The 24,203-nt window shown below is 64.2% G+C and carries 20 protein-coding genes and 2 tRNA genes; 10 read left to right on the plus strand and 12 right to left on the minus strand.

The features are described 5' to 3' along the window. Positions 1-263: 263 nt before the first annotated feature. Positions 264-488 (minus strand): hypothetical protein, encoded by a 225-nt coding sequence (locus tag HMPREF1484_RS00640; protein WP_016663077.1) that lies wholly within the window; start codon positions 486-488, stop codon positions 264-266. Then, the gene (locus HMPREF1484_RS00645) at positions 485-1,918 is read right to left on the minus strand and encodes a PspC domain-containing protein (protein WP_016663078.1); all 1,434 of its coding nucleotides are present in this window, start codon (positions 1,916-1,918) and stop codon (positions 485-487) included. The genes HMPREF1484_RS00640 and HMPREF1484_RS00645 overlap by 4 nt, the downstream gene beginning before the upstream one ends. A gap of 14 nt (positions 1,919-1,932) precedes the next feature. On the opposite strand from HMPREF1484_RS00645, the gene HMPREF1484_RS00650 reads away from it, so the two are divergent. From HMPREF1484_RS00650 to HMPREF1484_RS00660, 3 genes are all read left to right on the plus strand, one after another. Next, positions 1,933-3,342 carry an ATP-binding protein gene (locus HMPREF1484_RS00650; protein WP_016663079.1) on the plus strand — a complete coding sequence of 470 codons (1,410 nt, stop codon included), beginning with the start codon at positions 1,933-1,935 and terminating at the stop codon, positions 3,340-3,342. Further along, positions 3,335-4,000 (plus strand): response regulator transcription factor, encoded by a 666-nt coding sequence (locus HMPREF1484_RS00655; RefSeq protein ID WP_016663080.1) that lies wholly within the window; start codon positions 3,335-3,337, stop codon positions 3,998-4,000. The genes HMPREF1484_RS00650 and HMPREF1484_RS00655 overlap by 8 nt, the downstream gene beginning before the upstream one ends. A gap of 61 nt (positions 4,001-4,061) precedes the next feature. Beyond that, positions 4,062-4,337, plus strand: a complete 276-nt coding sequence (locus HMPREF1484_RS00660; protein ID WP_016663081.1) for a 2Fe-2S iron-sulfur cluster binding domain-containing protein — start codon at positions 4,062-4,064, stop codon at positions 4,335-4,337. A 6-nt stretch (positions 4,338-4,343) separates the two neighbouring features. On the opposite strand, the gene HMPREF1484_RS00665 is transcribed toward HMPREF1484_RS00660, so the two are convergent. Genes HMPREF1484_RS00665 through HMPREF1484_RS10700 form a run of 3 tightly spaced genes read right to left on the minus strand, consistent with a single transcriptional unit; the run spans position 4,344 to position 8,217 of the window. Further along, positions 4,344-6,131, minus strand: a complete 1,788-nt coding sequence (locus tag HMPREF1484_RS00665) for an ABC transporter ATP-binding protein (RefSeq protein WP_016663082.1) — start codon at positions 6,129-6,131, stop codon at positions 4,344-4,346. Next, entirely contained in the window at positions 6,128-6,910 is a 783-nt protein-coding gene (locus HMPREF1484_RS00670) for an SDR family oxidoreductase (protein ID WP_016663083.1), read from the minus strand. The genes HMPREF1484_RS00665 and HMPREF1484_RS00670 overlap by 4 nt, the downstream gene beginning before the upstream one ends. Beyond that, positions 6,910-8,217, minus strand: a complete 1,308-nt coding sequence (locus tag HMPREF1484_RS10700) for a PAS domain-containing protein (protein ID WP_016663084.1) — start codon at positions 8,215-8,217, stop codon at positions 6,910-6,912. Before HMPREF1484_RS10700 ends, HMPREF1484_RS00670 begins: the two co-directional genes overlap by 1 nt. A gap of 201 nt (positions 8,218-8,418) precedes the next feature. On the opposite strand from HMPREF1484_RS10700, the gene valS reads away from it, so the two are divergent. The 5 genes from valS (at position 8,419) to HMPREF1484_RS00700 (ending at position 16,497) form a co-directional block, all read left to right on the plus strand. Continuing rightward, positions 8,419-11,091, plus strand: coding sequence for a valine--tRNA ligase (gene valS / locus HMPREF1484_RS00680; RefSeq protein ID WP_040386337.1), 2,673 nt, complete (start codon positions 8,419-8,421; stop codon positions 11,089-11,091). Positions 11,092-11,357: 266 nt separating this feature from the next. Further along, complete coding sequence (locus HMPREF1484_RS00685) at positions 11,358-12,575, plus strand: sarcosine oxidase subunit beta family protein (protein WP_016663086.1); 1,218 nt, start codon at positions 11,358-11,360, stop codon at positions 12,573-12,575. A 25-nt stretch (positions 12,576-12,600) separates the two neighbouring features. Further along, positions 12,601-12,918 (plus strand): sarcosine oxidase subunit delta, encoded by a 318-nt coding sequence (locus tag HMPREF1484_RS00690; protein WP_016663087.1) that lies wholly within the window; start codon positions 12,601-12,603, stop codon positions 12,916-12,918. Positions 12,919-12,920: 2 nt separating this feature from the next. Further along, complete coding sequence (locus tag HMPREF1484_RS00695) at positions 12,921-15,890, plus strand: 2Fe-2S iron-sulfur cluster-binding protein (protein ID WP_051120588.1); 2,970 nt, start codon at positions 12,921-12,923, stop codon at positions 15,888-15,890. Continuing rightward, entirely contained in the window at positions 15,883-16,497 is a 615-nt protein-coding gene (locus HMPREF1484_RS00700) for a sarcosine oxidase subunit gamma (protein WP_016663089.1), read from the plus strand. The genes HMPREF1484_RS00695 and HMPREF1484_RS00700 overlap by 8 nt, the downstream gene beginning before the upstream one ends. A gap of 63 nt (positions 16,498-16,560) precedes the next feature. On the opposite strand, the gene HMPREF1484_RS00705 is transcribed toward HMPREF1484_RS00700, so the two are convergent. From HMPREF1484_RS00705 to HMPREF1484_RS00735, 7 genes are all read right to left on the minus strand, one after another. Continuing rightward, on the minus strand, positions 16,561-16,905 hold the full coding sequence (locus tag HMPREF1484_RS00705) for a chorismate mutase (protein WP_016663090.1): 345 nt from the start codon (positions 16,903-16,905) through the stop codon (positions 16,561-16,563). Between the two features lie 54 nt (positions 16,906-16,959). Beyond that, entirely contained in the window at positions 16,960-18,270 is a 1,311-nt protein-coding gene (gene clpX, locus HMPREF1484_RS00710) for an ATP-dependent Clp protease ATP-binding subunit ClpX (RefSeq protein ID WP_016663091.1), read from the minus strand. Between the two features lie 135 nt (positions 18,271-18,405). Next, positions 18,406-19,062: an ATP-dependent Clp protease proteolytic subunit gene (locus HMPREF1484_RS00715; RefSeq protein ID WP_016663092.1), complete on the minus strand. Its 657-nt coding sequence runs from the start codon at positions 19,060-19,062 to the stop codon at positions 18,406-18,408. Between the two features lie 26 nt (positions 19,063-19,088). Beyond that, complete coding sequence (locus HMPREF1484_RS00720) at positions 19,089-19,673, minus strand: ATP-dependent Clp protease proteolytic subunit (protein WP_051120673.1); 585 nt, start codon at positions 19,671-19,673, stop codon at positions 19,089-19,091. A 137-nt stretch (positions 19,674-19,810) separates the two neighbouring features. Continuing rightward, a complete protein-coding gene (locus HMPREF1484_RS00725; protein WP_016663094.1) occupies positions 19,811-21,058 on the minus strand; it encodes an alpha-amylase family glycosyl hydrolase in 1,248 nt (415 codons plus the stop codon). A gap of 101 nt (positions 21,059-21,159) precedes the next feature. Continuing rightward, positions 21,160-22,665, minus strand: coding sequence for a trigger factor (tig, locus tag HMPREF1484_RS00730; RefSeq protein ID WP_016663095.1), 1,506 nt, complete (start codon positions 22,663-22,665; stop codon positions 21,160-21,162). A gap of 77 nt (positions 22,666-22,742) precedes the next feature. Next, positions 22,743-22,816 (minus strand) — tRNA-Pro (locus tag HMPREF1484_RS00735). Positions 22,817-23,016: 200 nt separating this feature from the next. Between HMPREF1484_RS00735 and HMPREF1484_RS00740 the strand changes: the two genes are divergently transcribed. Next, a tRNA-Gly gene (locus HMPREF1484_RS00740) sits at positions 23,017-23,090 on the plus strand. A gap of 361 nt (positions 23,091-23,451) precedes the next feature. Beyond that, a complete protein-coding gene (locus HMPREF1484_RS00745) occupies positions 23,452-24,135 on the plus strand; it encodes an NAD(P)H-binding protein (protein WP_016663096.1) in 684 nt (227 codons plus the stop codon). Positions 24,136-24,203 lie beyond the last annotated feature (68 nt).

The following is a 24,203-nucleotide window of genomic DNA, read 5'->3' on the forward strand; positions in this document are numbered from 1 at the left end:
CGCGCTCCTCGGCTTTATGCGTGACCTGGGGCCACGACCTAGCTGTGTAGTCTTCGGGCCCGAGGACGCACGAGGGCGCGGTACCACCTCGGTTAGCGCGCGGCTCGCGGAGCTTCGCCTAGCGCTCACTCTTTCCTCAGCTGTGACGGGCTGGTCCCGGCGGGTTCTACTTGGCGGCGCGGGGGCGTGAGAGCCCGACGCTTGCCGTTCTTCCCGCGGCTACCCGGTGATGGCCGGATCGACGCCGTTTGAGACCAAAAGTATCACGAGGCTGGCGCTTCACGGTCACTTTCGTGATCGTCCTCGCCGCTTTCGGGGCGAGGCTTCCCGAACGAGCCGAGCAGCATGCACACGCACAGGATCACGATGACGCCAGCCGCGGTCACCCACGAGGGCATGGCACCGCCAAGGATGAGCACGAGAGCGAGGAACACGGTCATGACGACGAGAAAGACCCCGACGGCAAACGTGAATGAATCGCGCCTCATGCTTTCGTTCCTTCCCGCACGTAGGTGACGTCGCCAAAGATAGTGCGGCCATCGATCTGGATGGTGACGTGCGACGGGTCCCAGCGGCTATACCCCTTTGCCTCCGAGTTCGTCGTTGTGCCGAGAGTCGAGGCGAGGGTCGAGTTCACGCGCCAGTCCTCTTCGGGAAGGATGACCGTGATGTTGCCGACGCTGCGATTGCACACGATTGTGAGCGAGAGGTCCACGAGGAGCGGATCCGGCTCGCCATTCGCCACGGCCCACGAGGCCCGCGCCTCTTCATCCGTCGGGGGGTCGCCAAGCTCACTCAGGTCGATCACGACGGGGCGTGACCATTCGCGCACGCCACCGCCGGTGCACTCGAGGTAGGAACCGGGTTGGAACTCATCGACGCTCATGTAGATCGGGGCGTTGCCGCGTGAGTCGGTCAGGCGCACCCACGACACGGACACGGCGAAGACGAGCAAGGAGGCGATCCCGAACGCGAGAATCTGACGGCTGCGCTTGCCTCGCGCTCCCGCGATGATGAGCACCGTGCCGCAGGCAAGCGTGATGGCGGCGGCGCCGACACCCACGCGTGGGATGACTTCAAGCGGCCCGTTCGGGTTAAGTGCCGGGAAGAGGCCAGGGAGGTAGCTGACGAGGGAGAAAACGGCGACGCCAAGAAAAACGAAGGCCGCGAAAAGCCACAGGACCGTGCGCCCCCTGATCATGCCTGCGCCGCGTGCATCGTTCGAGTCGGGGCTGCTGGGGTCACCTTCCGCGCCCCATGCAGCCGGTGCTTCGCTTCGAAGCCGCGCGAGTGTGCGAAGCGCCTCGCGATCGTCGATGATGCCGGCTTGTTCCGCAAGACGCATGAACAGGTAGGTCGTGCGGGCGCGGCTTGCGCGCCAACCGCCCCAGACAACGATGACGCCGAGCACAAGCGAGATCGGGACGAGGAACGCTAGGACGATCGGGGCATACGCGACGTACGCCCACACAATCGCGACGCCGAGAGCGAGGACGGGAAGTACGAGGAGTGCGACGATGAGGTCCCCCGGCTGGGGTCGCCTGCGGATCACCGCACGCGCGGGGGTGTCGTAGCGGGCGTTCTCGGTACCAGCGCGCACCTCCACTCCCCCGCGTGCACGAACGCGTTCGGGGCGCGGAAGTGCAAGGTAGAAAACGAGATACACGAAGAGACCGGGGCCGAGAAGCACGAGCGCGAGCGTCCAGATGCGCACGAGCCTCACGGGCAGCCCGTAGGCGTGCGCGAGAGCCGTGCACACGCCTGCGGCGAGCCCCTCGCCGGGGCGACGCGCAAGCCCGTAGCGGAGCGCGAACGTCGTCGCGTCCGAGTTCGTCTGCGCGGTCGCGAGCGCGGCGATCGTGCGGTCGGTGCGCTCTGCATCGCGAGGAGGCTCGCGGTGCGCCGAGGGGGATGTCATGTCACTATGGTCGCATGAGTGAACTCCTCCAACCGACCGCGCACGCGTGGACACGCGAGCGCGTCGGTGCGGAACTCACGGGCGTGTGCGCGGCCCTCGCAAACGCCATGGGGATCCCGGTCGCCGCCGTGCGCACGTTCTTCGCGCTCGGCGGCCTCGCACTCGCGTGCGTGCTCCCCGCGACCCTCCTTCTCGACCTCACACCGCTGGTCCTCTACGCGCTCCTCGGCATTGGTGGGAGCGTCATGCTCGTGTACGTCCTCGCGTGGTGGGCCCTTCCGCTCGACCGCGAGCACGAACGCGAAGTTCTCGCCGAGCTCTCGAGCGCTCCCGTCAGGGGCAAGCCTGCTCTTCGGCAGGCAGCGCTTCCTCTCGAGGGCGGCCACACGCCGTTTGGCACCGCCGTGCGGTGGGCGATCCTCGCAGGAATCGTGGGGGCCTCCGTCGCGATCGTCAGCGTCGGGGTGTTTCCGGCGCTCCTGCCAGATATCGACATCCAGGCTCCCCTCGCGATCGGTGCGGGCATCCTCGCGGTAGGTATCGCCCTCGGCACGCTGCCACTCTCGAGCGTCGACACGGCGCGCTGGACGGGAAGGGTCTCGAGCCTTCCCTTAGCCGTGACCGGCGCGGTCGTTGTTGGCGGCCTCCTCCTCGTGGGAGGCGCACTCGTGATCGTCGGGGCCCTCCTCGGGGTGCGCGCGATGGGGATCACTGCCGCCGCGACCCTCTTTTCACTCGCCCTCGCCTCGATTCTCGTCGTGCCCTGGACGCGACGCCTGTGGGCCGGCATACGCGAGGAATCCCGCGAGCGTGCACTCGCAGACCACCAGGCGGAAATCGCCTCGCACCTTCACGACTCGGTACTCCAAACACTCACCGTGATCCAGCGCGAGTCCACACCTCCCGAGCGCATGAAACATCTCGCGCGCCAGCAGGAAGTAGAACTCCGCCGCTGGCTCTACGGGAACATCACCCCCGGTTCCGCGCCGCCTTACGCCACGCCACGGGCTGCGGCAGCTCCGCCACAGAGCCTTCGCGAGGCAGTCACCCGCACCGCCGAAGAGGCGGAACGCGCACACGAGGTCCCGATCGAAGTCGTATGCGTCGGCGATGCACCGTTCGTGGACGGCTATCAACCACTTCTTCTCGCGCTTCGCGAGGCCACGAGCAACGCCGCGCGACACGGCAAGGTGGGGGTGCAGGTGTTCCTCGACGCGACAGGCGAGAACATCGAGGTTTTCGTGCGTGATCGCGGCGAGGGCTTCGACATGAGTGCCATCCCTGAAGGGCGTCTCGGAGTGCGCGAGTCTATCCTTGGACGCATGGCCCGCGCCGGTGGCTTCGCGAGCGTGCGAGGCGCGATCGGCGGCGGCTGCGAAGTATCACTCGTGCTTGAGAGACAGGACAACCAACGCCATGGCTGAGAACATTCGCGTGCTCGTGGTCGATGACCACCGCATCTTCGCGTCGGGTGTGAGTGAAGAGCTCAGCAGGCTCGGCGGCATCGAAATCGTCGACATTGCCCTCACCGTCGAGGAGGCAATCGACAAGGCCCGCGAGCTGCGCCCGGACGTGGTTTTGCTCGACGTTCACCTGCCCGGAGGTGGCGGAGGCGGCGGCGCGGAGGTCGCCGAAGCTCTCGAATCCCTCACAACCGAATCGGGCAAACCGGTGCGCTGCCTCGCCCTCTCGGTCTCGGACGCCGAGGTTGACGTGATCGCCGTGATCCGCGCGGGCGCGCGCGGCTATGTCACGAAGTCCACGACGGGCGAAGAGCTCGCCGCAGCACTCCACAAAATCGCTGAAGGCGACGCGGTGTTCTCGCCTCGCCTCGCAGGATTCGTGCTCGATGCGTTCCGTGGCGTAGCACCGTCCGTGCCCAGCGAGATGGATCTTTTGAGCCCGCGCGAGCAGGAGGTCATGAAGCTTATTGCGCGCGGTCATACATACCGCGAGGCTGCTTCGGCGCTGTTCATTTCGGATCGCACGATCGAGACCCACGTCTCCAACGTGCTCAAGAAGCTTCAGCTCACAAACCGCTACGAGCTCTCCCGCTGGGCGCGTGAGAAGCGAGTGATATAGCGGCGTGTGTCATGCTTGAGGGCGTTGATCCCTCACGATGTCTCAAAGCAAGGAGTTTTCCGTGGGTCTCTTTGATAAAGAACCGTTCACCGCAACCGCTACTAAGTCCAACGTGACCGTCGAGGTTGGCGAGGATACGTCTCTTCTCCAGGCGCTCCTCGATGCGGGTGTTCCGATGAAATATTCGTGCGAAGGCGGCACGTGCGGAACGTGTGTCGTCCCGCTCGTGAGCGGCGAAGTCGAGTACGAGAACGAGTACCTCGAAGAGGACGAACACGGCACACGCATCGCGTGCTGTGTGGATCGCGGCGTGGGCCACATCGAAGTCGAGGCCTGAACCAACCTAGGCCCGGCGCTCGCCGGTGGCGAGGCGGCTAAATTCTCCGCCGGCGGCGAGCAGGTCGTCGTAGGTGCCGCGTTCGCATATGCGCCCGCTCTTGACGACGAGAATCTGATCGGCGTCGCGCACCGTTGAAAGCCTGTGCGCGATCGAGATGGTCGTGCGTCCCTCACTGAGGGAGCGCAGTGCCCCACCCATGGCACGCTCGGTCACCGTATCGAGCGCGCTCCTTGCCTCGTCGAGCACAAGGATAGGCGGGTCGCGAAGGATGGTACGCGCGATCGCGAGTCTCTGTTTTTCGCCTCCCGAAAATCGGTAGCCCCGCTCCCCCACCACCGTGTCGTAGCCGTTCGGAAGCGACTCGATGTGCGCGTGGATCTGTGCAATCTCGCACGCGGCAATCATGTCGGCCTCGCTCGCCTCAGGCTTCACAAACCGCAGGTTCTCCGCAATGCTCGCGTGAAGCAGGTAGGTCTCTTGCGTGACCACTCCGACGGCGCCCGCGAGCGCGTCGAGCTTGAGCTCGCGCACATCGATGCCGTCGATGCGGATTCTCCCCTCGCTCACGTCGTAGAGGCGTGAGAGGAGGTATCCGAGAGTCGTTTTGCCGCTTCCAGTGCTGCCAACGAGAGCAATGTGCGCCCCGGACAGGACCTCGAAGGAGACGTCCTCGATTGTCGTTTTTCGTGCGCTCGGGTACGTGAACGTCACGCCCTCGAAGCTGATGTGCCCGCGCGCCCGCCCGCCGGGAAATGTCCGTGCATTCGCGGCTTCTTTGATGGGGATGTCGAGGTCGAGATACTCGAACACTCGCGTGAATAGTGCGAGGCTCGCGCGAACTTGGGTGGCGACGCGCAGGAGCGTGTTGAGCTGAGGAAAGAGCGTTGTTTGCATCGCGACGAACGCGACGAGGGTGCCGATCGTCAGGTCGCCGAGGCCCTTGATAAAGAGCACCCCGCCGAGGAGGTAGGTGAGGGCGGGAATGACCCACAGGAGCACCGAGTAGAGGCCCTGCATCCAGCGGCCCGCCATTTCCGATTCAACTTCGAGCCTCGAGAGGTCACGAGATTCGGCGTCGAACGCGTCGATGATCGGCTCCGAACGCCCGAGGGTCGTGGATAGCAGAATCCCGGAGACGGAGAGGGATTCTTGGATGTGGGCGGAAAGGTCAGCGGCGGCTTCTTGCCGACGTTTGACGAGCGCGCGGCGCCGCTTTCCCACGCGTCGATTCAGAACGGAGGCGATGGGTGTGGTGACGAGCGAGAACAGGAAGAGCCGCCAGTCCATGGCGATCATCGCGAGGGCGCTCATGAGGATCGTGGCGCTCGCGGAGACGATTTGGGTGGCCACGTTCGTGACGACGGACTGCATGGCGCCGATGTCGTTGAAAATCCGCGATTGGATTTCCCCCGTGCGGGTCGAGGTAAAAAAGGGCAGTCCCATGCGCTGGAGGTGGGCGAACACTCGCACGCGAAGGTCGTGCATGATCGCCTGCCCCACTCGTATGGAGAGGAAAGACTGGAACACGCTGAAAACCGCGCCCGCAGCGTAAACGGCGATCATGCCGAGCGCGCACCACGTGAGAAGAGCGATGTTGCCTTCGGGCAGGGCAACATCGACGATCTCGCGCACGAGAAACGGCGAGAGCACTCCCGTGAGAGCACCAAGCGCGATGAGCGCGAGCACGAGTGCGAGGGTCGCCCTGTGCGGGGAAAAGAGCGCGAGAATGCGTCTGGTCTCGACCTTTTGGCCGTCGTTGAGCCCCGTATCGGGAAGCTCGAGCGGCCTCACGCGGAGCGAATGAGCTTGTGCTGCGCGGCTTGTGCGAGCGGCCGCAGAGTCACGAGATCGAGGTTCACGTGGTGCGGGAGCTTCACGGAATACGCGATGACATCCGCGACGTCGTCGGCAGTCAGTGGCTTCTCAACGCCTTCGTAGACCTTGTCGGCGGCAGCTTGATCGCCACCGAGGCGCGTGAGGCTGAATTCCTCGGTGTGCACGAGCCCCGGGGCGATTTCGATGACCCGGATCGGTTTGCCGGCGAGTTCAAGGCGGAGCGCCGCGGCGATCATGTGTTCGCCCGCTTTCGCGGCGTTGTAGCCGGAGCCGCCTTCATAGGCCGCCTGGCTCGCCGTCGAGGTCAGGAACACGACGTCGCCGTGCCCGCTTGCTTCAAGGGCTGGAAGGAGCGCCTTCGTGACACGGCCCGAGCCAATCACGTTGGACCGGAACATCCCCTCCCACTTGTCGAAGGCTGCATCGGCGACCTGCTCGATGCCGAGTGCACCACCGGCGATATTGCACAGGGACGTGAGCACTCCGCCGAACTCGCGCTCGACGTAGTCGGCAACGCGCGCGACATCCTCGTCGACGCTAACGTCGCACGGCAGCACATCAAACTTTTCGGGATCGTTCACCATGCGGGCGAGCTCTTCGAGTCGCTCGCGCCGACGCGCGATCGCGAGAACTCGATACCCTTCCTCATAGAGACGAAGCGCCGTAGCGCGCCCGATTCCGGAGCTCGCGCCGGTGACAACAACCGTTCGTGGGCCTCGTGAGTTCATGTCCATCACACCTCCGTGTGCTCAAGAGCATCGAGGAGCTGCTCGCGCATGCGCTCGAGAGGCTCCGCATCATATTCGGCATCAAAATCGCTCAAGGCCTTTTCGAGGCGTTCAAGCCGGGAAAGGGCGACGTCGGCATCGATGACCGACTGGCTGAAGTGGGGCTCAAGTGCCTCGGCGCGCGCGGAAAGGTCGGTGCCTTTCGCGAAGGAGTCATCGAGGAACTCGTCCACGAGCTCGCGCCTCTCGCGCATTTTCGCGCTCACGCTACTGATCGACGTGCGGGCACGGCCGATCGCGACGTGGAGCGAACCGATGTGCTGCAGCATGACGTCAAGGTCCGCGAGGAGTGCCGCGACGAGGTCGCGGATCGCACTATTGGCTTCGGCACGCGCGGCACTCTCTTCGATTTCGAAGCGCTCGTCCGCGAACTGCGTGACCATCGCGGACTGAAGACGCGCAAGGGAAATCTGGAACTGGGTCTCGCGCGAAAGCGCGGCGAGGGTCGAAAGTTCGCCCGTGAGAGAGCTGAGGCGGGGACGCAGGGCGTTGTCGCTCGAATCCCACAGCCCGAGCTCGGCTGCTGCCTGGAGGTCGATGTCTTTGCGAATACGGCGCAAAACCGAGTCGGTGTAGCCCGCGATCGTCTCGAGAGTTTCCTGATCGAACGACAGCACGCTGACCTCGGCGTGAATGCCGAGGGCGGCGCGCACGATGAGGTCAATCGTGTTCGTGACTACCATGCCGAGGCTGCCCTCAAGCGCCTCTTCACGCATCATCACTTCACGCAAAAGCGCCTTGCGCTGGAACACCTCATAGCCGTCATAGCCGAGATCACGCACGGCATTATCGACGAGCTTTGCTCCGACGCCCGCAACCTCGCGAGCACTCCTTCCCTGCTTGCGCAGCTTGTTTTCCTCGGCAACGATCACGGCATAGGCCTCGAACACGTCGTCAAAAGTCGCGCTGCTCATGGGTTTTGAGCGCACGGAAAGGTACCCGCCTTCGGGAAGAGGGGTGACCGTAGCAAACACGTCGTAGTGGCTACCGTCGGACGAAAGATTACGAATGTACCCCGCGAACGGCTGGCCTTTTTCGACGGAATCCCACAGGAGCCGGAAGACGCCCGAGGGCATATCGGGGTGGCGGATGATGTTGTGCGGGGCGCCCTTGAGTTGGCTTGCCTCGTATCGCGAAAGCCGCACGAACACGTCGTTGGCCTTGTCGATGTGGCCGCGTTCGTCGGTCGTCGAGAAGAACAGCTCACCCGCCTCGAACTCGAGTTCGTGGCCTGTGGGGTCGGGGCGCTTCATGGGGACCTTCCGCTCGTGTGCGTCGTGGGGAGCCGGGGCGCTGGAGGATCCGACGCCGGCTCGCCCCTATAGTACGCGGCATCTAGGGACCTACCTGGCACAAAGGGCCCTACGCGAAGGGGCATGTTCAGTGCTTGTCGTTGGGGCATCTCACGCCCCCGTAGCACCACCGATGCGTGCATGCGTGAAACAATGAGGCACATGAGCGAAAACAGCCACGACGCAGGTCACGACTCGACCGCCGCACCGATGAGCCCCTCGATTCCCGACCGCCCAAGCCTCGACGGTCTCGAGAGCAAATGGGACACGTGCTGGGAGAACGCGAAGGTCTACGCGTTTAACCGAGACACAAGTCGCGAGAAGGTCTTCTCGATCGACACTCCCCCGCCCACAGCCTCGGGCTCGCTGCACATCGGTCACGTGTTTGCGTACACCCAGGCCGACATCCTCGCGCGCTACAACCGCATGATCGGCAAGGACGTGTTCTACCCGATGGGCTGGGACGACAACGGCCTGCCCACCGAGCGCCGCGTGCAAAACTACTTCGGCGTTCGCTGCGATCCGACCCTCCCCTACGTGGAGAACTTCGAACCACCCCACCGCGGCGGAAACGCGAAGACCGCGAAGCCTCAAAACCAGATGCCGATCAGCCGCAAGAACTTCATCGAGCTGTGCCTCGAGCTCACAACGGAAGACGAGAAGGCCTTCGAGCACACCTTCCGCACCCTCGGCCTTTCGGTGGATTGGAACCTGCGCTACCAGACCATCGACGACAACTCGCGTGCCGTGAGTCAGAAGGCATTCCTCACGCATCTGAAGAACGGCCAGGCCTATCAGGCTGAGGCGCCGACCCCGTGGGACGTCACGTTCCGCACCGCGGTTGCGCAGGCCGAGCAGGAGGACCACGACCGCGAGGGCGCGTACCACCGCCTCGGTTTCACGCGCGCCGATAACGGCGAGAAGGTGTTCATCGAGACGACTCGCCCGGAGCTTCTTCCCGCGTGTGTCGCGCTCGTCGCGCATCCCGACGATGAGCGCTATAAGCCGCTATTCGGCACGACGGTGCTCTCCCCCCTGTTCGAGGTCGAGGTGCCCGTTCTCGCGCACCCGCTCGCACAGGCCGATAAGGGCGCGGGCATCGCGATGATCTGTACGTTCGGCGATGCGACCGACGTGATTTGGTGGCGTGAACTCGACCTTCCCACGCGAGCCGTGATCGGCCGCGACGGCCGATTCCTCGAGGACGCCCCGTGGATCACGAGCGAGGCCGGTCGCGAGCGGTACGCCGAACTCGCGGGCCTCACCGTATTCAGCGCGCAAAAGCGCGTGGTCGAGATGGTCACCGAGACGGGCGACATGGTGGGCGAGCCAAAGAAGATCACCCACCCCGTCAAGTTCTACGAAAAGGGCGATAAGCCACTCGAGTACGTCACGAGCCGCCAGTGGTACATCACGAACGGTGGACGCGATGAGGCCGACGGCACTTTGCGCACGGCGCTGCTCAAGCGCGGCGAGGAACTCACCTGGTATCCGGGATTCATGGCCTCGCGCTACCGCAACTGGGTCGAGAACCTCACGGGCGACTGGCTCGTGAGCCGCCAGCGCTACTTCGGCGTGCCGATCCCCGTGTGGTACGGCCTCGACGCGAAGGGCGAGATCGACTACGACCGCGTCCTCATTCCTTCCGAGGATCGCCTTCCCGTGGATCCCACCCTCGATGCGCCGGAAGGCTTCGACGAGTCTCAGCGCGATGAGCCGAACGGCTTCACGGCCGACCCGGATGTGTTCGACACGTGGGCGACAAGCTCGCTCACGCCGCTCCTCGCGACCGGCTGGCTCGATGACCCGGATCTCTTCGGCAAGGTCTACCCGATGGATCTTCGCCCGCAGGGCCACGACATCATCCGTACGTGGCTGTTCAGCACGGTCGTGCGTTCGCATCTTCTCACCGATTCGCTTCCGTGGACGGGCGCGAGTATCAACGGCTGGATCCTCGACCCGGACCGCAAGAAGATGTCAAAGTCGAAAGGCAATGTCGTGACGCCGATCGACCTTCTCGAAAAGTACGGTTCGGATGGCGTGCGCTACTGGGCGGCACGTGCCCGCCAGGGAGCGGACACGGCGTTCGAAGAGGGCCAGATGAAGATCGGCCGCCGCCTCGCGATCAAAGTTCTCAACGCCTCGAAGTTTGCGCTCAGCTTTGGCGAAGTGGCGTCGGACCCGGAGGGCACCCTTCCTGCGGACCCAGCCGCCGTCACCGAGCCGCTCGACCGCGCGATGCTCGCCTCCCTCGCGAGCGTCGTGGATCAGGCGAGCGCGGCGATGTCGAAGCTCGACTACGCGCGCGCGATCGAGGTCATCGAGCCGTTCTTCTGGACGTTCTGTGATGACTACATCGAGCTCGTGAAAAACCGCGCGCACGGTGCGGCTGGCGAAGGCCCCGCAGCCTCGGCTCGCGCGGCTCTCACGATTGCGCTCGAGACCCTGCTGCGCCTTTTCGCGCCGTACCTCCCGTTTGCCACCGACGAGGTGTGGAGCTGGTGGCGCGAAGGCTCGGTTCACCAGCAGGCATGGCCCACCTCGGCGCCTCTCGCCAAGGCCGCAGCCGGCCAGGACGAATCGCTCCTGCGCGTGGTGAGCGAGGCCATCATTTCGGTGCGCAAGGTCAAGAGCGACGCGAAGGTCTCGCAAAAGACTCCGATGCTGCAGGCGAATCTCGCGCTTCCCGAAGGTGCACTCGCCGAGTTCGAGAGCGTGCGCTTCGACGTGTGCGCGCTCGGCTCAATCGAGGAGCTCACGCTTGAGCCCTCGACCGACGGCGCGATCACGCTGTCGAAGGTCGAGCTCGGCGAGCCGCCCGCGAAGAAGAAGTAGGCGCGCACAGGCCGCAACACGCAGCCGATCATCGCAAGAGCCCCGAGGGGCACGGTAGGTCTTCACACCGCCGTGGTTCTCGGGGCCCTTTCGAGCGAGCAGACCGCCCCCGCCTGCGCCCCCACCTAGATCCGAGTTGTCATTATCGCAACCTCGTTGCGTTTATCGCTTGACTGTCTCGTGGTCTACTTCTAGGATCGACACCACTACCTTCCGTGGAAATGACGCCCAGTCGTTTTCTCAATGACGAGAACCTAGGAGGCCCCGTGGCGGAAGAACTGCCCCAACACCCCGATTTCCTGTGGGATAACCCGGACCCGAAGAAAACCTACGACGCGATCGTCGTGGGCGGCGGCGGACACGGACTCGCCACCGCGTATTACCTCGCAAAAAATCACGGGATGACCAACATCGCCCTTCTTGAAAAAGGGTGGCTCGCGGGCGGCAACATGGCCCGCAACACCACGATCATCCGGTCGAACTACCTGTGGAACGAATCCGCCGCGATCTACGAGCACGCGATGAAGTTGTGGGAGGGCCTCACCGAGGAGCTCGAGTACGAGATGTTCTTTTCGCAGCGCGGCGTGCTCAATCTTGCGCACACGCTCGGCGACGTGCGCGAATCGGTGCGAAGGGTCGAGGCGAACAAGCTCAACGGCGTGGACGCCGAATGGCTCACACCCGAGCAGGTCAAAGAAGTGTGCCCGATCCTCAACATCAGCGACAACGTGCGATACCCGGTTATGGGCGCGACCTACCAGCCGCGCGCGGGCATCGCGAAACACGATTGGGTGGCATGGGGCTACGCGCGCAAGTGCAACGAGCTCGGCGTCGACATCATTCAAAACTGCGAGGTCACGAAGGTTCTGTCCGACGGTGACCGCGCGATCGGTGTCGAGACCACTCGCGGGAAGATCCTCGCCCCCAAAATCGCCCTCGCGGCAGCAGGGCACACGACCACCCTCACAGATCAACTCGGGGTGCGCGTACCCACGCAGTCGCATCCGCTCCAGGCACTCGTCTCGGAGCTTTTTGAGCCGGTTCACCCCACGGTCGTCATGAGCAACCACGTGCACATGTACGTATCGCAGGCTCATAAGGGCGAGCTCGTCATGGGTGCGGGAATCGATCAATACAACGGCTACGGCCAGCGCGGGTCGTTCCACGTGGTCTCCGAGCAAATTGCCGCGGCGATCGAACTATTCCCCGTGTTCTCTCGTGCACATCTGCTGCGCACATGGGGCGGGATCGTGGATGTCACGCTCGATGCTTCCCCCATCATGTCCCTGTGTGACGTCGAAGGCGTGTACATCAACTGCGGCTGGGGCACGGGCGGCTTCAAGGCTACCCCCGCATGCGGATGGGCGTTTGCGTATACGGTCGCGAACGATCGCCCCCACGAACTCAATGAACCGTTCTCGCTCGAACGCTTTACGACCGGCCACCTGATCGACGAGCACGGCGCCGCTGCCGTCGCTCACTAACCCCTCCGCGAAAGGAAGACCAACGATGCTTCTTCTCACGTGCCCCCACTGCGGTGACCGCGACGAAATCGAGTTTCACTACGGCGGCGAGGCTCACGTGGCCCACCCCGAAAAAACCGCGGAATTGACCGATACCGAATGGGCCCACTACCTGTTCTACCGCTCGAACCCCAAAGGCGAGTACGCCGAGCGATGGCTGCACACGGGCGGCTGCCGAAAGTGGTTCAATGCCCTGCGCGACACGGCGACCCATGAGTTCCTCGCGTTCTATCCGGCGGGCGAGAAACGCCCCGAGCTGCACGGCGGCGACGAGGCCGCCCACACGATGGGAGAGACCAAGTGAGCATGCGACTATCCCCCGAGCATTCCCCTCGGTACGGCCTCGCGGACAGTGAACCCTTCTCGATCACGGTTGACGGTGTGGAGATCGAGGCATACGACGGCGACACGGTTGCCTCCGCGCTCATCGCCTCGGGCCGGATCCACACGGCCGAATCGATGTACCGCCACCGCCCACGAGGAATCCTCGCGGCGGGCATCGAAGAGCCGAACGGGCTCATCACGGTTCGCTCACGCGACGCGCACGATATCGACGAAACAATGCTGCCGGTGACAACCGTCCCGGCTACGCCGGGCCTCGAGACTCTGTTTGTTTCAGGGCAGGGCGCCCTCGACCCGCGTCCCGACCCGGCCCTCTACGACCACAAACACCGCCACGTGGACGTGCTCATCGTGGGCGCGGGCCCCGCCGGCATCGCCGCGGCGCGCTCGGCCCTCGCCGGCCAATGCAGGGTCGCGCTCCTCGACGATCAGCCCCTTCCCGGCGGTTCACTTCTTTCCACACGCGATGTCGAAATCGATGGTCTCAGCGGCCCCGAATGGGCACGCACTGAAATCGAGAAGCTCGAAAAGAACAGCGACTTCACCTACCTTCCGCGCACGAGCGCGTTCGGCTGCTACGACGCGAACTACGTGATCGCGGTCGAAAACCGCACCGATCACCTTCCACGCGCCAAGCGCCCCGGAGTGTCGCGCCAGCGCATGTGGCAGTTCCGCGCCGCGGAGGTCATTCTCGCGACCGGCGCCATTGAACGACCGCTCGTGTTCAAAAACAACGACCGGCCGGGCATCATGCTCGCCTCCGCCGTGAGCACCTACATCAACCGCTACGGCGCTCTGCCGGGCCACCGAGCGGCACTGTTCACCACCAATGACGCGGGCTATGAGAGCGCGCTCGACCTCGCGGCGGCAGGGGCGAAGGTCGCCGCGATCATCGACGCACGCCCAAGCGTGCCCGAGCACTGCAGGAAAATCGCGCGCGAGGTGGGAGCAGCCCTCTACGCGGGCTCCGCCGTGATTGATACCGACGCGGGCGAGGGCGGGCTCCTGAGCGCCGTCACGGTGCGCGGCCTCAACGACAACACTGAGCTCACGAGCGAGGCAAAACACATCGAGGTCGACCTCCTCGCCGTCTCGGGCGGATACAGCCCCACCGTGCACCTCCACACCCACCGCCAGGGAAAAACCACGTGGAACACGGACATCGCGGGCTTCGTGCCCGTCTCCCCCGTTTCCCACCAACACCACGCGGGCGCCCTCACCGGGAAGTATTCCCTCGAGGATGCGCTCGAAGAAGGTCACCGCGCAGGTATCGAGGCCCGCGAGAAGGCTGCCGAAGCGAAAGGCTTCAACGCCGGGAAACTGAAGCGCGAGGTTGCCGAGGCAGCCGTCGGAACCTCACTGCCCCTTGACCGCTCTCCCGTGCGGCCCGTGTGGCTCGTACCCGCCAACGACGGCGACGCAGCCGAGTGGCACGAGCATTTCGTTGATTTCCAACGCGATCAAGCCGTTGCCGAGATCATGCGCGCCTTTGGCGCGGGCATGCACAACATCGAGCACATCAAGCGCTACACGTCGATTGGTACTGCGAACGATCAGGGCAAAACCTCAGGCGTAAACGCAATGGCGATCCTCGCGGCCGCGCTCGGCGAAGATAATCTCGAGAAGGTCGGCGTCTCAAACTACCGCGCGCCCTATACGCCCGTGCCGTTTGGGGTCATCGCGGGCCGCGAGCGCGGCGACCTCTTCGACCCGGCACGCCTCACGTCGATTCACCCGTGGCACCTCGCCCACGGCGCGAAGTTTGAGGACGTGGGCCAGTGGAAGCGCCCCTGGTACTACCCGCAGGGAGCGGAATCGATGGACGCCGCGGTGCGCCGCGAGTGCGCGGCGGTCCGTGAATCCGTCGGTTTCATGGACGGCACCACGCTCGGCAAGATCGAGATTCGCGGGAAAGACGCAGCGGAATTCCTCGATCGCGTGTACACGAACTCGTTCCGCCTGCTCAAGGTCGGCATGGGGCGCTACGGCGTGATGTGTACGCCCGACGGGATGATTTTTGACGACGGCGTGACGATGAGGCTCGCGGACGATCGCTTCCTCATGACGACCACCTCGTCGGGCGCCGCGAAGGTTCTCGACCACCTCGAAGAGTACTCGCAAACGGAGTGGCCCGAGCTCGACGTGACATTCACGTCGGTGACCGAGCAGTACGCGACGATCACGGTCGCCGGCCCGAAGTCACGCGCCGTCATCGAAAAGGTTGTCCCGAACATCGACGTTTCCGCCAAGGGCTTCCCGTTCATGGCATTTCGCGACACGACCCTCGCAAACGGTATTCCGGCGCGCGTGTGCCGCATTTCGTTCTCGGGGGAGCTCTGCTTCGAGATCAATGTCGAGGCTTTCTACGGGCTCTACGTGTGGGAGGCCGTCGAGGAAGCTGGCCGCGAGTTTGGCATCACCCCCTACGGGACGGAAACGATGCACGTGCTGCGTGCCGAGAAGGGCTTCATCATTGTCGGTCAGGATACGGATGGCACGGTTACCCCGCAGGACGCGGGAATGGACTGGGTCGTGTCGAAGAAGAAGGAGGAGTTCCTCGGTAAGCGCTCCTTCGCTCGCGCCCACACCGCTGCTCCGGGTCGGCGCCACCTCGTGAGTGTTCTTCCAGTCGATCGCCGGCTGCGCCTTCGCGAGGGCGCGCAGCTCGTCGAAAAGGGAACGGACCTCACGGTTCGCGATGCGGATGTGACGACTCCGCTCTTGCCCGGCAACGGGCAAATCGAGGATATCGGCTTCGTGACGTCGAGCTACGACTCGGTGGCGCTGGGCCGCACGTTCGCTCTCGCGCTCATCGAACGAGGCCGCGAACGCGAAGGCGAAATAATTTCGAGCCCCGTGGACGGCCGCCTCGTCGACGTAGAAATCGGGCCCCTGTGTCTTTTTGATCCGGAAGGAGAGCGCCGCGATGGCTAACGCTCAGTTGAAAGAATTTCGCCGCACGCCCGCCGCGCACCTTGCGGGCGCGATGGAGGCGGCGCGTGTCGTCGGCCCGCGTTCCGTGGCACTTCGGGAGCTAGATTCACCGCTGCAGGCAGGGCTTCGCGCGAAGCCGGGGAGCGAAAGCGCACGTGCACTTGAGAGCGTGCTCGGCTTTGCACTTCCCGCGCGGGTTGGCGAGGTCGCGGGAAGGTCCGACGCCGGCCACGTTCTGTGGCTCTCGCCCGACGAGTTCCTGTACGTCGATCCCTCCGACACGTCCCAGGCCGCCGTCGCTGACCTCGAGGCTTCTCTCGAAGGATTGCCGGGGCACGCCGTGGATCTTTCCGCGAACCGCACCGTGTTTGAGCTTTCGGGCCGCGCCAGCGAGGAGCTTCTCGAGAAGGGCTGCAACGCGGATCTACACCCGCGTGAGTTCCCAGCGGGCCGCGCGATCGCGACCCAGCTCGCGCACGTGCCGATCCTCTTGCACCGCGTGGACCAGAGCGTATGGCGGCTCTTCCCTCGCGCGAGCTTCGCCGATTTCGTGGCGCGGTGGATTATGGATGCGATGACCGAGTATCGCCAAAGCGACGTTCTCTAGACCGCCGCTCACAGCAACCGGGCCGCTTGGCGCACTCAGCGCCGGGCGGCCCCATCAATTCCGCTACTTCTCCGCGGCAATCCGCTCATGGTGACGAATCACCTCGGTGACGAGGAAATGCAGAAAACGCTGCGTAAACACCGGGTCGAGACCAGACTCTTCGGCAAGTCGCGTAAGACGCTCGACCTGGTGTTTTTCGCGATCCGGGTCGCCAGCGGGAAGGCCGTGCTCTGCCTTGAGGGCGCCCACGGCCTGCGTGAACTTGAAGCGTTCGGCGAGGAGATGCACGAGGGCCGCGTCGATATTGTCGATCGAGCGTCGGTGCTGGCCGAGGACCTCCCGGGCGCGGGCGATCTGTTCGTCGGTGACGTGGGTCCCGGCACTTGGGGTCGCTGGAGAATCATTCATGCGCTAAGCCTTCCAGGCGAAGCCGGGTGAGTAAAGGCCTTCGGCCATAAAGCGTCACGCGCTGCGACGGCGCTTCTTCGTATCGCTGCTTTCGGCGGCGGAATCGGCGCGAGTGAGCATGAGCGGCTCGCGCCCCTCGGTCACGACGGCCTCGGTGATGACGATCTTCACGACATCGTCGCGTGAGGGCACCTCGAACATCACGGGCTGGAGGATTTCCTCCATGATCGCGCGAAGGCCCCTCGCGCCCGTTCCGCGCTCGAGAGCGCGATCGGCGATGGCCTCGAGTGCAAGCTGCTCAAAGTCGAGCTCGACCTCGTCGAGGGCGAACATCTTCTGGTACTGCTTGACGAGCGCGTTTTTCGGCTCGATCAGAATGCGGGTGAGATCCTCACGGTCGAGGTTCGTGACCGACGTGAGCACGGGAAGGCGCCCGATGAACTCGGGGATGAGCCCGAACTTGAGGAGGTCTTCCGGGAGGATCTTCGCATAAATCTCCTGTTCATCGAGCGGGGTGTGAAGTTGGCTTCCAAATCCGATGCCACGCTTACCGATGCGGTTGCTGATGATGTCCTCGATACCCGCAAATGCACCCGCGACAATAAACAGCACGTTGGTGGTGTCGAGCTGCACGTAGTCCTGCTGCGGATGCTTCCGCCCGCCCTGCGGGGGCACGGCCGAGACCGTCCCTTCGAGGATCTTGAGCAGACCCTGCTGGACGCCCTCACCGGAAACGTCGCGTGTAATCGACGGATTTTCCGCTTTGCGGCCGATCTTGTCGATCTCGTCAATATAGATGATGCCGCGCTCGGCGCGCTTGACGTCCCAGTCGGCAGCCTGAAGCAGTTTGAGAAGAACGTTTTCGACGTCCTCACCCACGTAGCCGGCTTCCGTGAGCGCGGTGGCATCAGCCATCGCAAACGGTACGTTCAGGAGCTTCGCGAGGGTTTGCGCGAGGTAGGTTTTTCCACAACCCGTGGGCCCCACGACCAGCACGTTCGATTTTGCGACCTCGACTTCGTCGATGTCGGTGCCGATGCCCGAATCCTTCGTTTCACTCGCGATCACACGCTTGTAGTGGTTGTACACCGCGACGGAAAGGGCGCGCTTCGCGGTCTCCTGGCCAACGATGTGAGTCTCGAGGAAGTCGAAGATTTCATTGGGCTTCGGGAGCTCGAGCTCCTTGGCCTGCTCTTCCTTCTTCTCCGCGGCCTCGGTTTCCTCAGCGATGATCTCGTTGCACAGCTCGATGCATTCCTCGCAAATGTACACGTGAGGGCCGGAGATGAGCCGCTCAACCTGCTTTTGCGACTTGCCGCAGAACGAGCACTTATAGATCTCGCTCGAATCACCAATCTGTGCCATGGAGGAGAAATCCTTCCTGGGAAGCTATCAGGCCCTTGCCACACTAGCGGCAGGGATGCATGGAAATGGGGAGGCGCACCAGCGAGTGTGTGTCGCTGTGGCGCACCTCCCCGGCCCGTTCACGGGTGGCAGCGCTTACTGGCCGAGCTGCGCCTGCTCGCTGCGGCGCTGGAGCACCTGGTCGATGAGGCCGTATTCGAGCGCCCCCTGGGCGGTGAGGATCTTGTCGCGCTCGATGTCGCGGTGGATCTCCTCGCGGTCACGTCCCGAGTGGTGGGCGAGGGTGTCCTCGAGCCACTCGCGCATGCGCAGAATCTCGTTGGCCTGAATCTCGATGTCCGAGGCCTGACCGCCGCCCTGGCCGCCCATCGCGGGCTGGTGAATGAGGATGCGTGCGTTCGGAAGCGCGAGGCGCTTGCCGGGGGCGCCGGCCGCAAGAAGCACCGCGGCGGCGGAGGCCGCCTGGCCGAGGCACACGGTCGTCACGTCAGGCTTGATGTACTGCATCGTGTCGTAGATCGCCGTGAGCGCCGTAAACGATCCGCCCGGGCTGTTGATGTACAGGGTGATGTCGCGGTCCGGATCCTGCGACTCGAGCACGAGTAGCTGCGCCATCACGTCGTCCGCCGAGGCGTCGTCCACCTGGACGCCGAGGAAGATAATGCGATCCTCGAACAGCTTCGCGTACGGATCCTGGCGCTTGAAGCCGTAGGCCGTGCGCTCCTCGTAGGTGGGCAGCACGTAGCGTGCGCTCGGCATGTGGCCGGCCTTCATGGAGGGCTCAAAAGTCATGGTTGTACTCCTTTAGTTTCGCCGCGTCAGTTCTCGTCCATGCCGCCATCGCCGGTCACGTCGCCGGCTGCGGAGACGATCCGGTCGATGAAGCCATATTCGAGGGCTTCGGGGGCGGTGAACCAGTGGTCGCGGTCGCCGTCGGCAATGATCTGCTCGACGCTCTTGCCGGTCTGCTCAGCGGTAATCTCGGCCATCTGCTGCTTCATCGAGAGGATCAGATCGGCCTGGATCTTGATCTCGGACGCGGTGCCGCCGAGGCCGCCGAGCGGCTGGTGCATGAGAATACGCGTGTGGGGCGTCGCGAAACGCTTACCGGGAGTGCCGGAGCTCAGCAGGAACTGCCCCATCGAGGCGGCCATGCCCATGGCGACCGTGACGACATCCGGCTTGATGTACTGCATCGTGTCGTAGATAGCCATGCCGGCGGTGATCGAACCGCCAGGGCTGTTGATGTAAAGGAAGATGTCCTTGTCCGGATCTTCCGCGGCGAGCAGGAGCAGCTTCGCGCAGATGGCGTTCGCGTTGTCGTCGCGAACATCCGAGCCGAGCCACACGATGCGCTCGCGCAGGAGCCGCTGGTACACGTTGTCGTCGAGGCCAAGCGGCATTTCACCGGCCGCGTTCACGCTGTGCTGGGTCACGGTGCACTCCTTGTGTCTTGAGATTTCGTACCCCTCAACCTTAGCGAGCGCGAGGGGTCTCGGCGCCTGTGTTCGCCAGGGGCGCAGTTCCGACGCTTGCCTCGCTACAGCTGCGGCTGGGACCACAGCACTGTTCCGTGCGCATCTCGAATCGTCACGCGGGGCATGTCCTCGAGGGTGACGTCAACGTCGATGAATCGCTCGCCCCCGTGCTCGTGGGCACGGTACGTCATGTATTCATTCGCGATGGCGAGCACTTCGGTGCGTGCGGTCACGAGCCACGGCTCGGCTCGGCGTACGCCGATGAGCCCGGCGATCGCGTCGCGCATGGCGGGCCCTTCGCCGAAGAAGTCGCCTGGGGAATCGGGGAAGGCCTGGCGCACGTCGTCGTCTCCGCCGAGGCGCTCTTCCTTGATGCCGCGGAAGGCCTGCTCATCGCCGTAGTACAGGGCGGGGGTGCCGCCGAGCGTATAGAGGATCGCGTGAGCCGTGAGCGCGCCGTCTGCGCCAAGCACGCTCGCGATGCGGCTCGTGTCGTGATTACCCACGAATGTGTACGGAACGAAGTGTTCGAGGAACGTGTTGTGGCGGCCGAGAGTCCACTCGAGCTCGAAAAGATTCTTCTGCTCGATGCTCGAATAAATCGCCTTCCACAACTCGTACTCGGTCGCGGAATCCACTCCCGCTTCGCGCACGAACTCGGCGTAGTCGCCGTGGATGATCTCCGCGAAGAAGAACGCTTCGGGGAAGTCCCGGCGAAGGTCGGGGATGATCGCGCTCCAGAAGCTCGTGGACACGGAGTAGGCGGCATCGAGGCGCCAGCCGTCGATCCCCCGCTCGAGCCAGGAGCGCATGACGTGGGCGATTCTCTCGCGCGCGGCGGCGCTTTCGTGGTGGAAGCGGGCGAGCTCCCCGTGCCCTTCCCACACGCGGGGGGCCGGGCCGCCGTCGGCCTCCATATCAATATCAAATTCGCGCTCGCTCGCGTTCGCGGAGGGGTTCTCAAGCTCGCGGCGAAGCGGTTCGAAATCGATCGAAACGTGCGAAAACACGCCGTCGAGAAGCACGCGGATCCCGCGTTTTTTGCACGCAGCGAGGAAGCGATCGAAGGCAGCATCGTCGCCCAGCCTCGGGTCGATTTTCAGGTAGTCCAGCGTGTCGTAGCCGTGGGTTTTGGACTCAAAAATCGGGCCGAGCGCGATCCCGTTGAGGCCGAGTTCTTGCACATAGTCGAGCCAGCCGGTGAGGTGATCGAAGCCCCGTCCGGTGCGGGAATCGCCCTCGCGGATCGGGGCGTCGGTGAAGCCGAGTGGGTATACGTGCCACCACAGGGCGTGATCGATCCAAGCCATGACTATGCCTCCTTCGCGCGGCGCCGCGCGCTGTTAAAAGGGTAGCGGCCCCACCTCCGCTTTCGCGATGAGGGGCCGCGCCCTTAAGGGATGGTGCGAGACTACTTGTCTTCGCTCTTCTCCTCGGCAGCCTTCTTGGTGGCGGCCTTCTTCGCCGGAGCCTTCTTGGCGGGGGCCTTCTTGGCGGCCGGCTTCTTCTCAGCGGTCTTCTTGTCCGCGGACTTCTTTTCGGTCGTCTTCTTCGCGGCGGGCTTCTTGGCAGCAGCCTTCTTGGCGGGCTTCTTCTCGCCCTCAGCCTTGGCATCCTCGTCGGCCGAGGAATCGTCGGACTCCTCACCCTTCGAAAGGCCAAGATCCAGAACCTTGCCGCCCTCAGCCTTGACCGTCACCTCAGCAAGCGCGTCGTCAAGCGCCTTCGAGCGCTGAACTTCGCCGAAGATCTGCTCGAGCTGACCGCCCTGCGCAACAGCCTGGAGGAACGTGTTCGGGTCCATGCCGTACTGCGCGGCCATCTGGGACATGAAGCTCATGAGGTCTTCCTGGCCCACCTCGACCTCGCGCGTCTCGAGGATCGCATCGAGGAGGAACTGCGCACGGATCGCCTTGACCGTGTCGTCCTTGATTTCCTCGCCGTGCGGGTCATCCGCCGTCTTGCCCTCGTTTTCGAGGTGAGCCTCAATCTCGTCCTTGACGAGCTGCTCGGGAACCTCAATCTCGATGTCCTCGAGAAGCTTCTCGAGAAGCGCGTTGCGGGCGAGCGCGACGCGGTTGCCCTCGGCGTCCTTCTCGGCCTGAGCCTTGAGATCCGCCTTGAGCTCATCGAGCGTGTCGAACTCGGAGGCGAGTTCAGCGAACTCGTCGTCAGCCTCGGGAAGCTCGCGCACCTTCACGCTCTGAGCGGTCACGGTGATCTGCGCTTCCTCGCCGGCGCGCTCGCCACCGGCGAGCTTCGAGGTGAACGTCGTGGTTTCGCCAGCCGAAAGGCCGATCAGGGCCTCGTCGAGGCCGTCGAGCATGTTGCCCTCGCCAATGTTGTAGGACACGCCCTCGACGGTGTCGATCTGCTCGTCCTCGATTTTCGCGACCATGTCGATCGACACGAAGTCGCCGTCCTCAGCGGGGCGATCCACACCCTTGAGGGTGCCGAAGCGCTCGCGCAGCGCGGTAAGGCGCATCTCCACTGCGTCGTCGTCAACGACGGGCTCCTCGATCTCGATCTCGAGGTCGGAGAAGGTGGGAAGTTCGATCTCCGGGCGCACATCCTGCTCGATAACGAACACGAGGTTGCCCTCTTCCGAGCCGTCGAGGCCCGGAACTTCCTTGACCTCAACTTCAGGACGGCCTGCCGGCTTGAGTTCGGCCTCGGCAGCGGCCTGCTGGTAGTAGCCCGGAAGCGCGTCATTCACGGCTTCCTGGATGATCGCGGGCTTACCGAAACGCTTCTCGATGAGCGACGTGGGAACCTTGCCCTTACGGAAGCCGGGAAGCTGCACATCCTTGGCAATCTTCTTCGCGGCCTGATCGATCGCGGGCTTCAGTTCCTCAAAAGGAACCTCAACGTTAAGCTTCACGCGGGTCGCGCTCAGCTTCTCGACTGCAGTCTTCACGTGCAAGTCTCCTCGTAGTAGTTCTCGTATTTCAAAGTCGGTAACCGGAGCCACGCCACGTGGCGGCCCCTGCGACGTCGGGATGACAGGATTTGAACCTGCGACCTTCCGCTCCCAAAGCGGACGCTCTACCAAGCTGAGCTACATCCCGGTCCACCACACCAGCCAACGTTCCTTCGAACCGCAAAAGCCGTTATGGCAACCCAGCCAAGTTTACCCGCCGCCACCTGAGGGCGCTGCGACATCACTCGCGCGATGTGACGAGATACATTCCTCACGCCGCACGTCCACGCCTTGGGCAAGGGCGCGGCATGTGGCAATATAGATCCCTGAAGCGCTCGGGCGCTTCTCGCGGGTGTAGCTCAATGGTAGAGCCTCAGTCTTCCAAACTGATTACGCGGGTTCGATTCCCGTCACCCGCTCCATCTCCCCCTTCCCCCTCGGATTGCATAGACCTTGTGGGGGTTTCGACCCCGCTCAGCGCGCGCACGGCTCTCGCCCGACAGCTAACCTCGAATGCAACGCGGGACTCATCGCGAATGCCGCCCCACGATTCTCTGCGCTCTCACGCAGACCCCTCCTTAGTGCATTAGCGCTATGACAGCATCGCTCACTCTCCATGAGTAGGCTGATGATGTCGCTTAACTATCTCGATATGGGGAAGTGATGCGGCTCCAAGAAGGGGGTCGGGCGCCAAAGAGATCCATGGGCTCGCCGCGGGACAACCCCCGCTCCCGCATTCCGGCGCCTCCCCTCGCGCCTCTACCGCGAAGAAAGGTTCCGCCCATGAGCACACCCCAGCCCCGCGAAGCACTCGCGATCGTTGACGCCGCGAGCCCCCTCGGCGACGCTCTCGTGAGCGAGGCCTACCTCGCCCTTCGAAACGGCGGCGATGTAGTGGCGCTGAGCGCCCAGCCCGAACGCCTCACGCATTTTTCGCGCGCGATCACCTACGCGGCGATCCCGGACGACCTCGAGGAGTACGCCGCTCGACTCCACGGCGCAACAGCGGTCTTCCTCGTTCTCGAGGCCCACGAGGATGCCGAAAAGCTCGCCGCCAGCACTGTTCGCGCGATGCGGCGCGCTGGAATTCGCCGGCTCATCGCAACGGCGCCACTCGATGCCCTCCGCTGCACCGTGCACGGCACGCGCGAGGCCGAAGCTCCGCGCCGCGAACGCTCCTTCGCCGAAAGAGCAACGCGAGCGTGGGCAACCGTCGGAACACCAGACCCATCCCTGCTGGCTGCCCGCCGTGCCCTCGAGCTCGTGCGGCTCTCGGGTCTGGACACGACGCTTCTCCTGCACCCGCCGATACTCGTGGCACCCGGGCCCGCGTCCGTCCAGCGCACGCCCGCCGCGTACGCGCCGACCGCGAGCGCCGACATCACTGCCGCCAACGCTGCCCGCGCCATCCTCGCCTCCCGCTACGAGGATGGAATCGGCCGAGAAGACGTGCTCAGCGAGGGGTAGCGGGAGAGAAAACTCAAAAACCCCACACCACTCGACGAAACTGTGCGACACCGTTCAGCCCCGCCACC

Origin of the sequence: Dermabacter sp. HFH0086, assembly GCF_000413375.1 — a bacterium.
GTDB lineage: Bacteria > Actinomycetota > Actinomycetes > Actinomycetales > Dermabacteraceae > Dermabacter > Dermabacter hominis.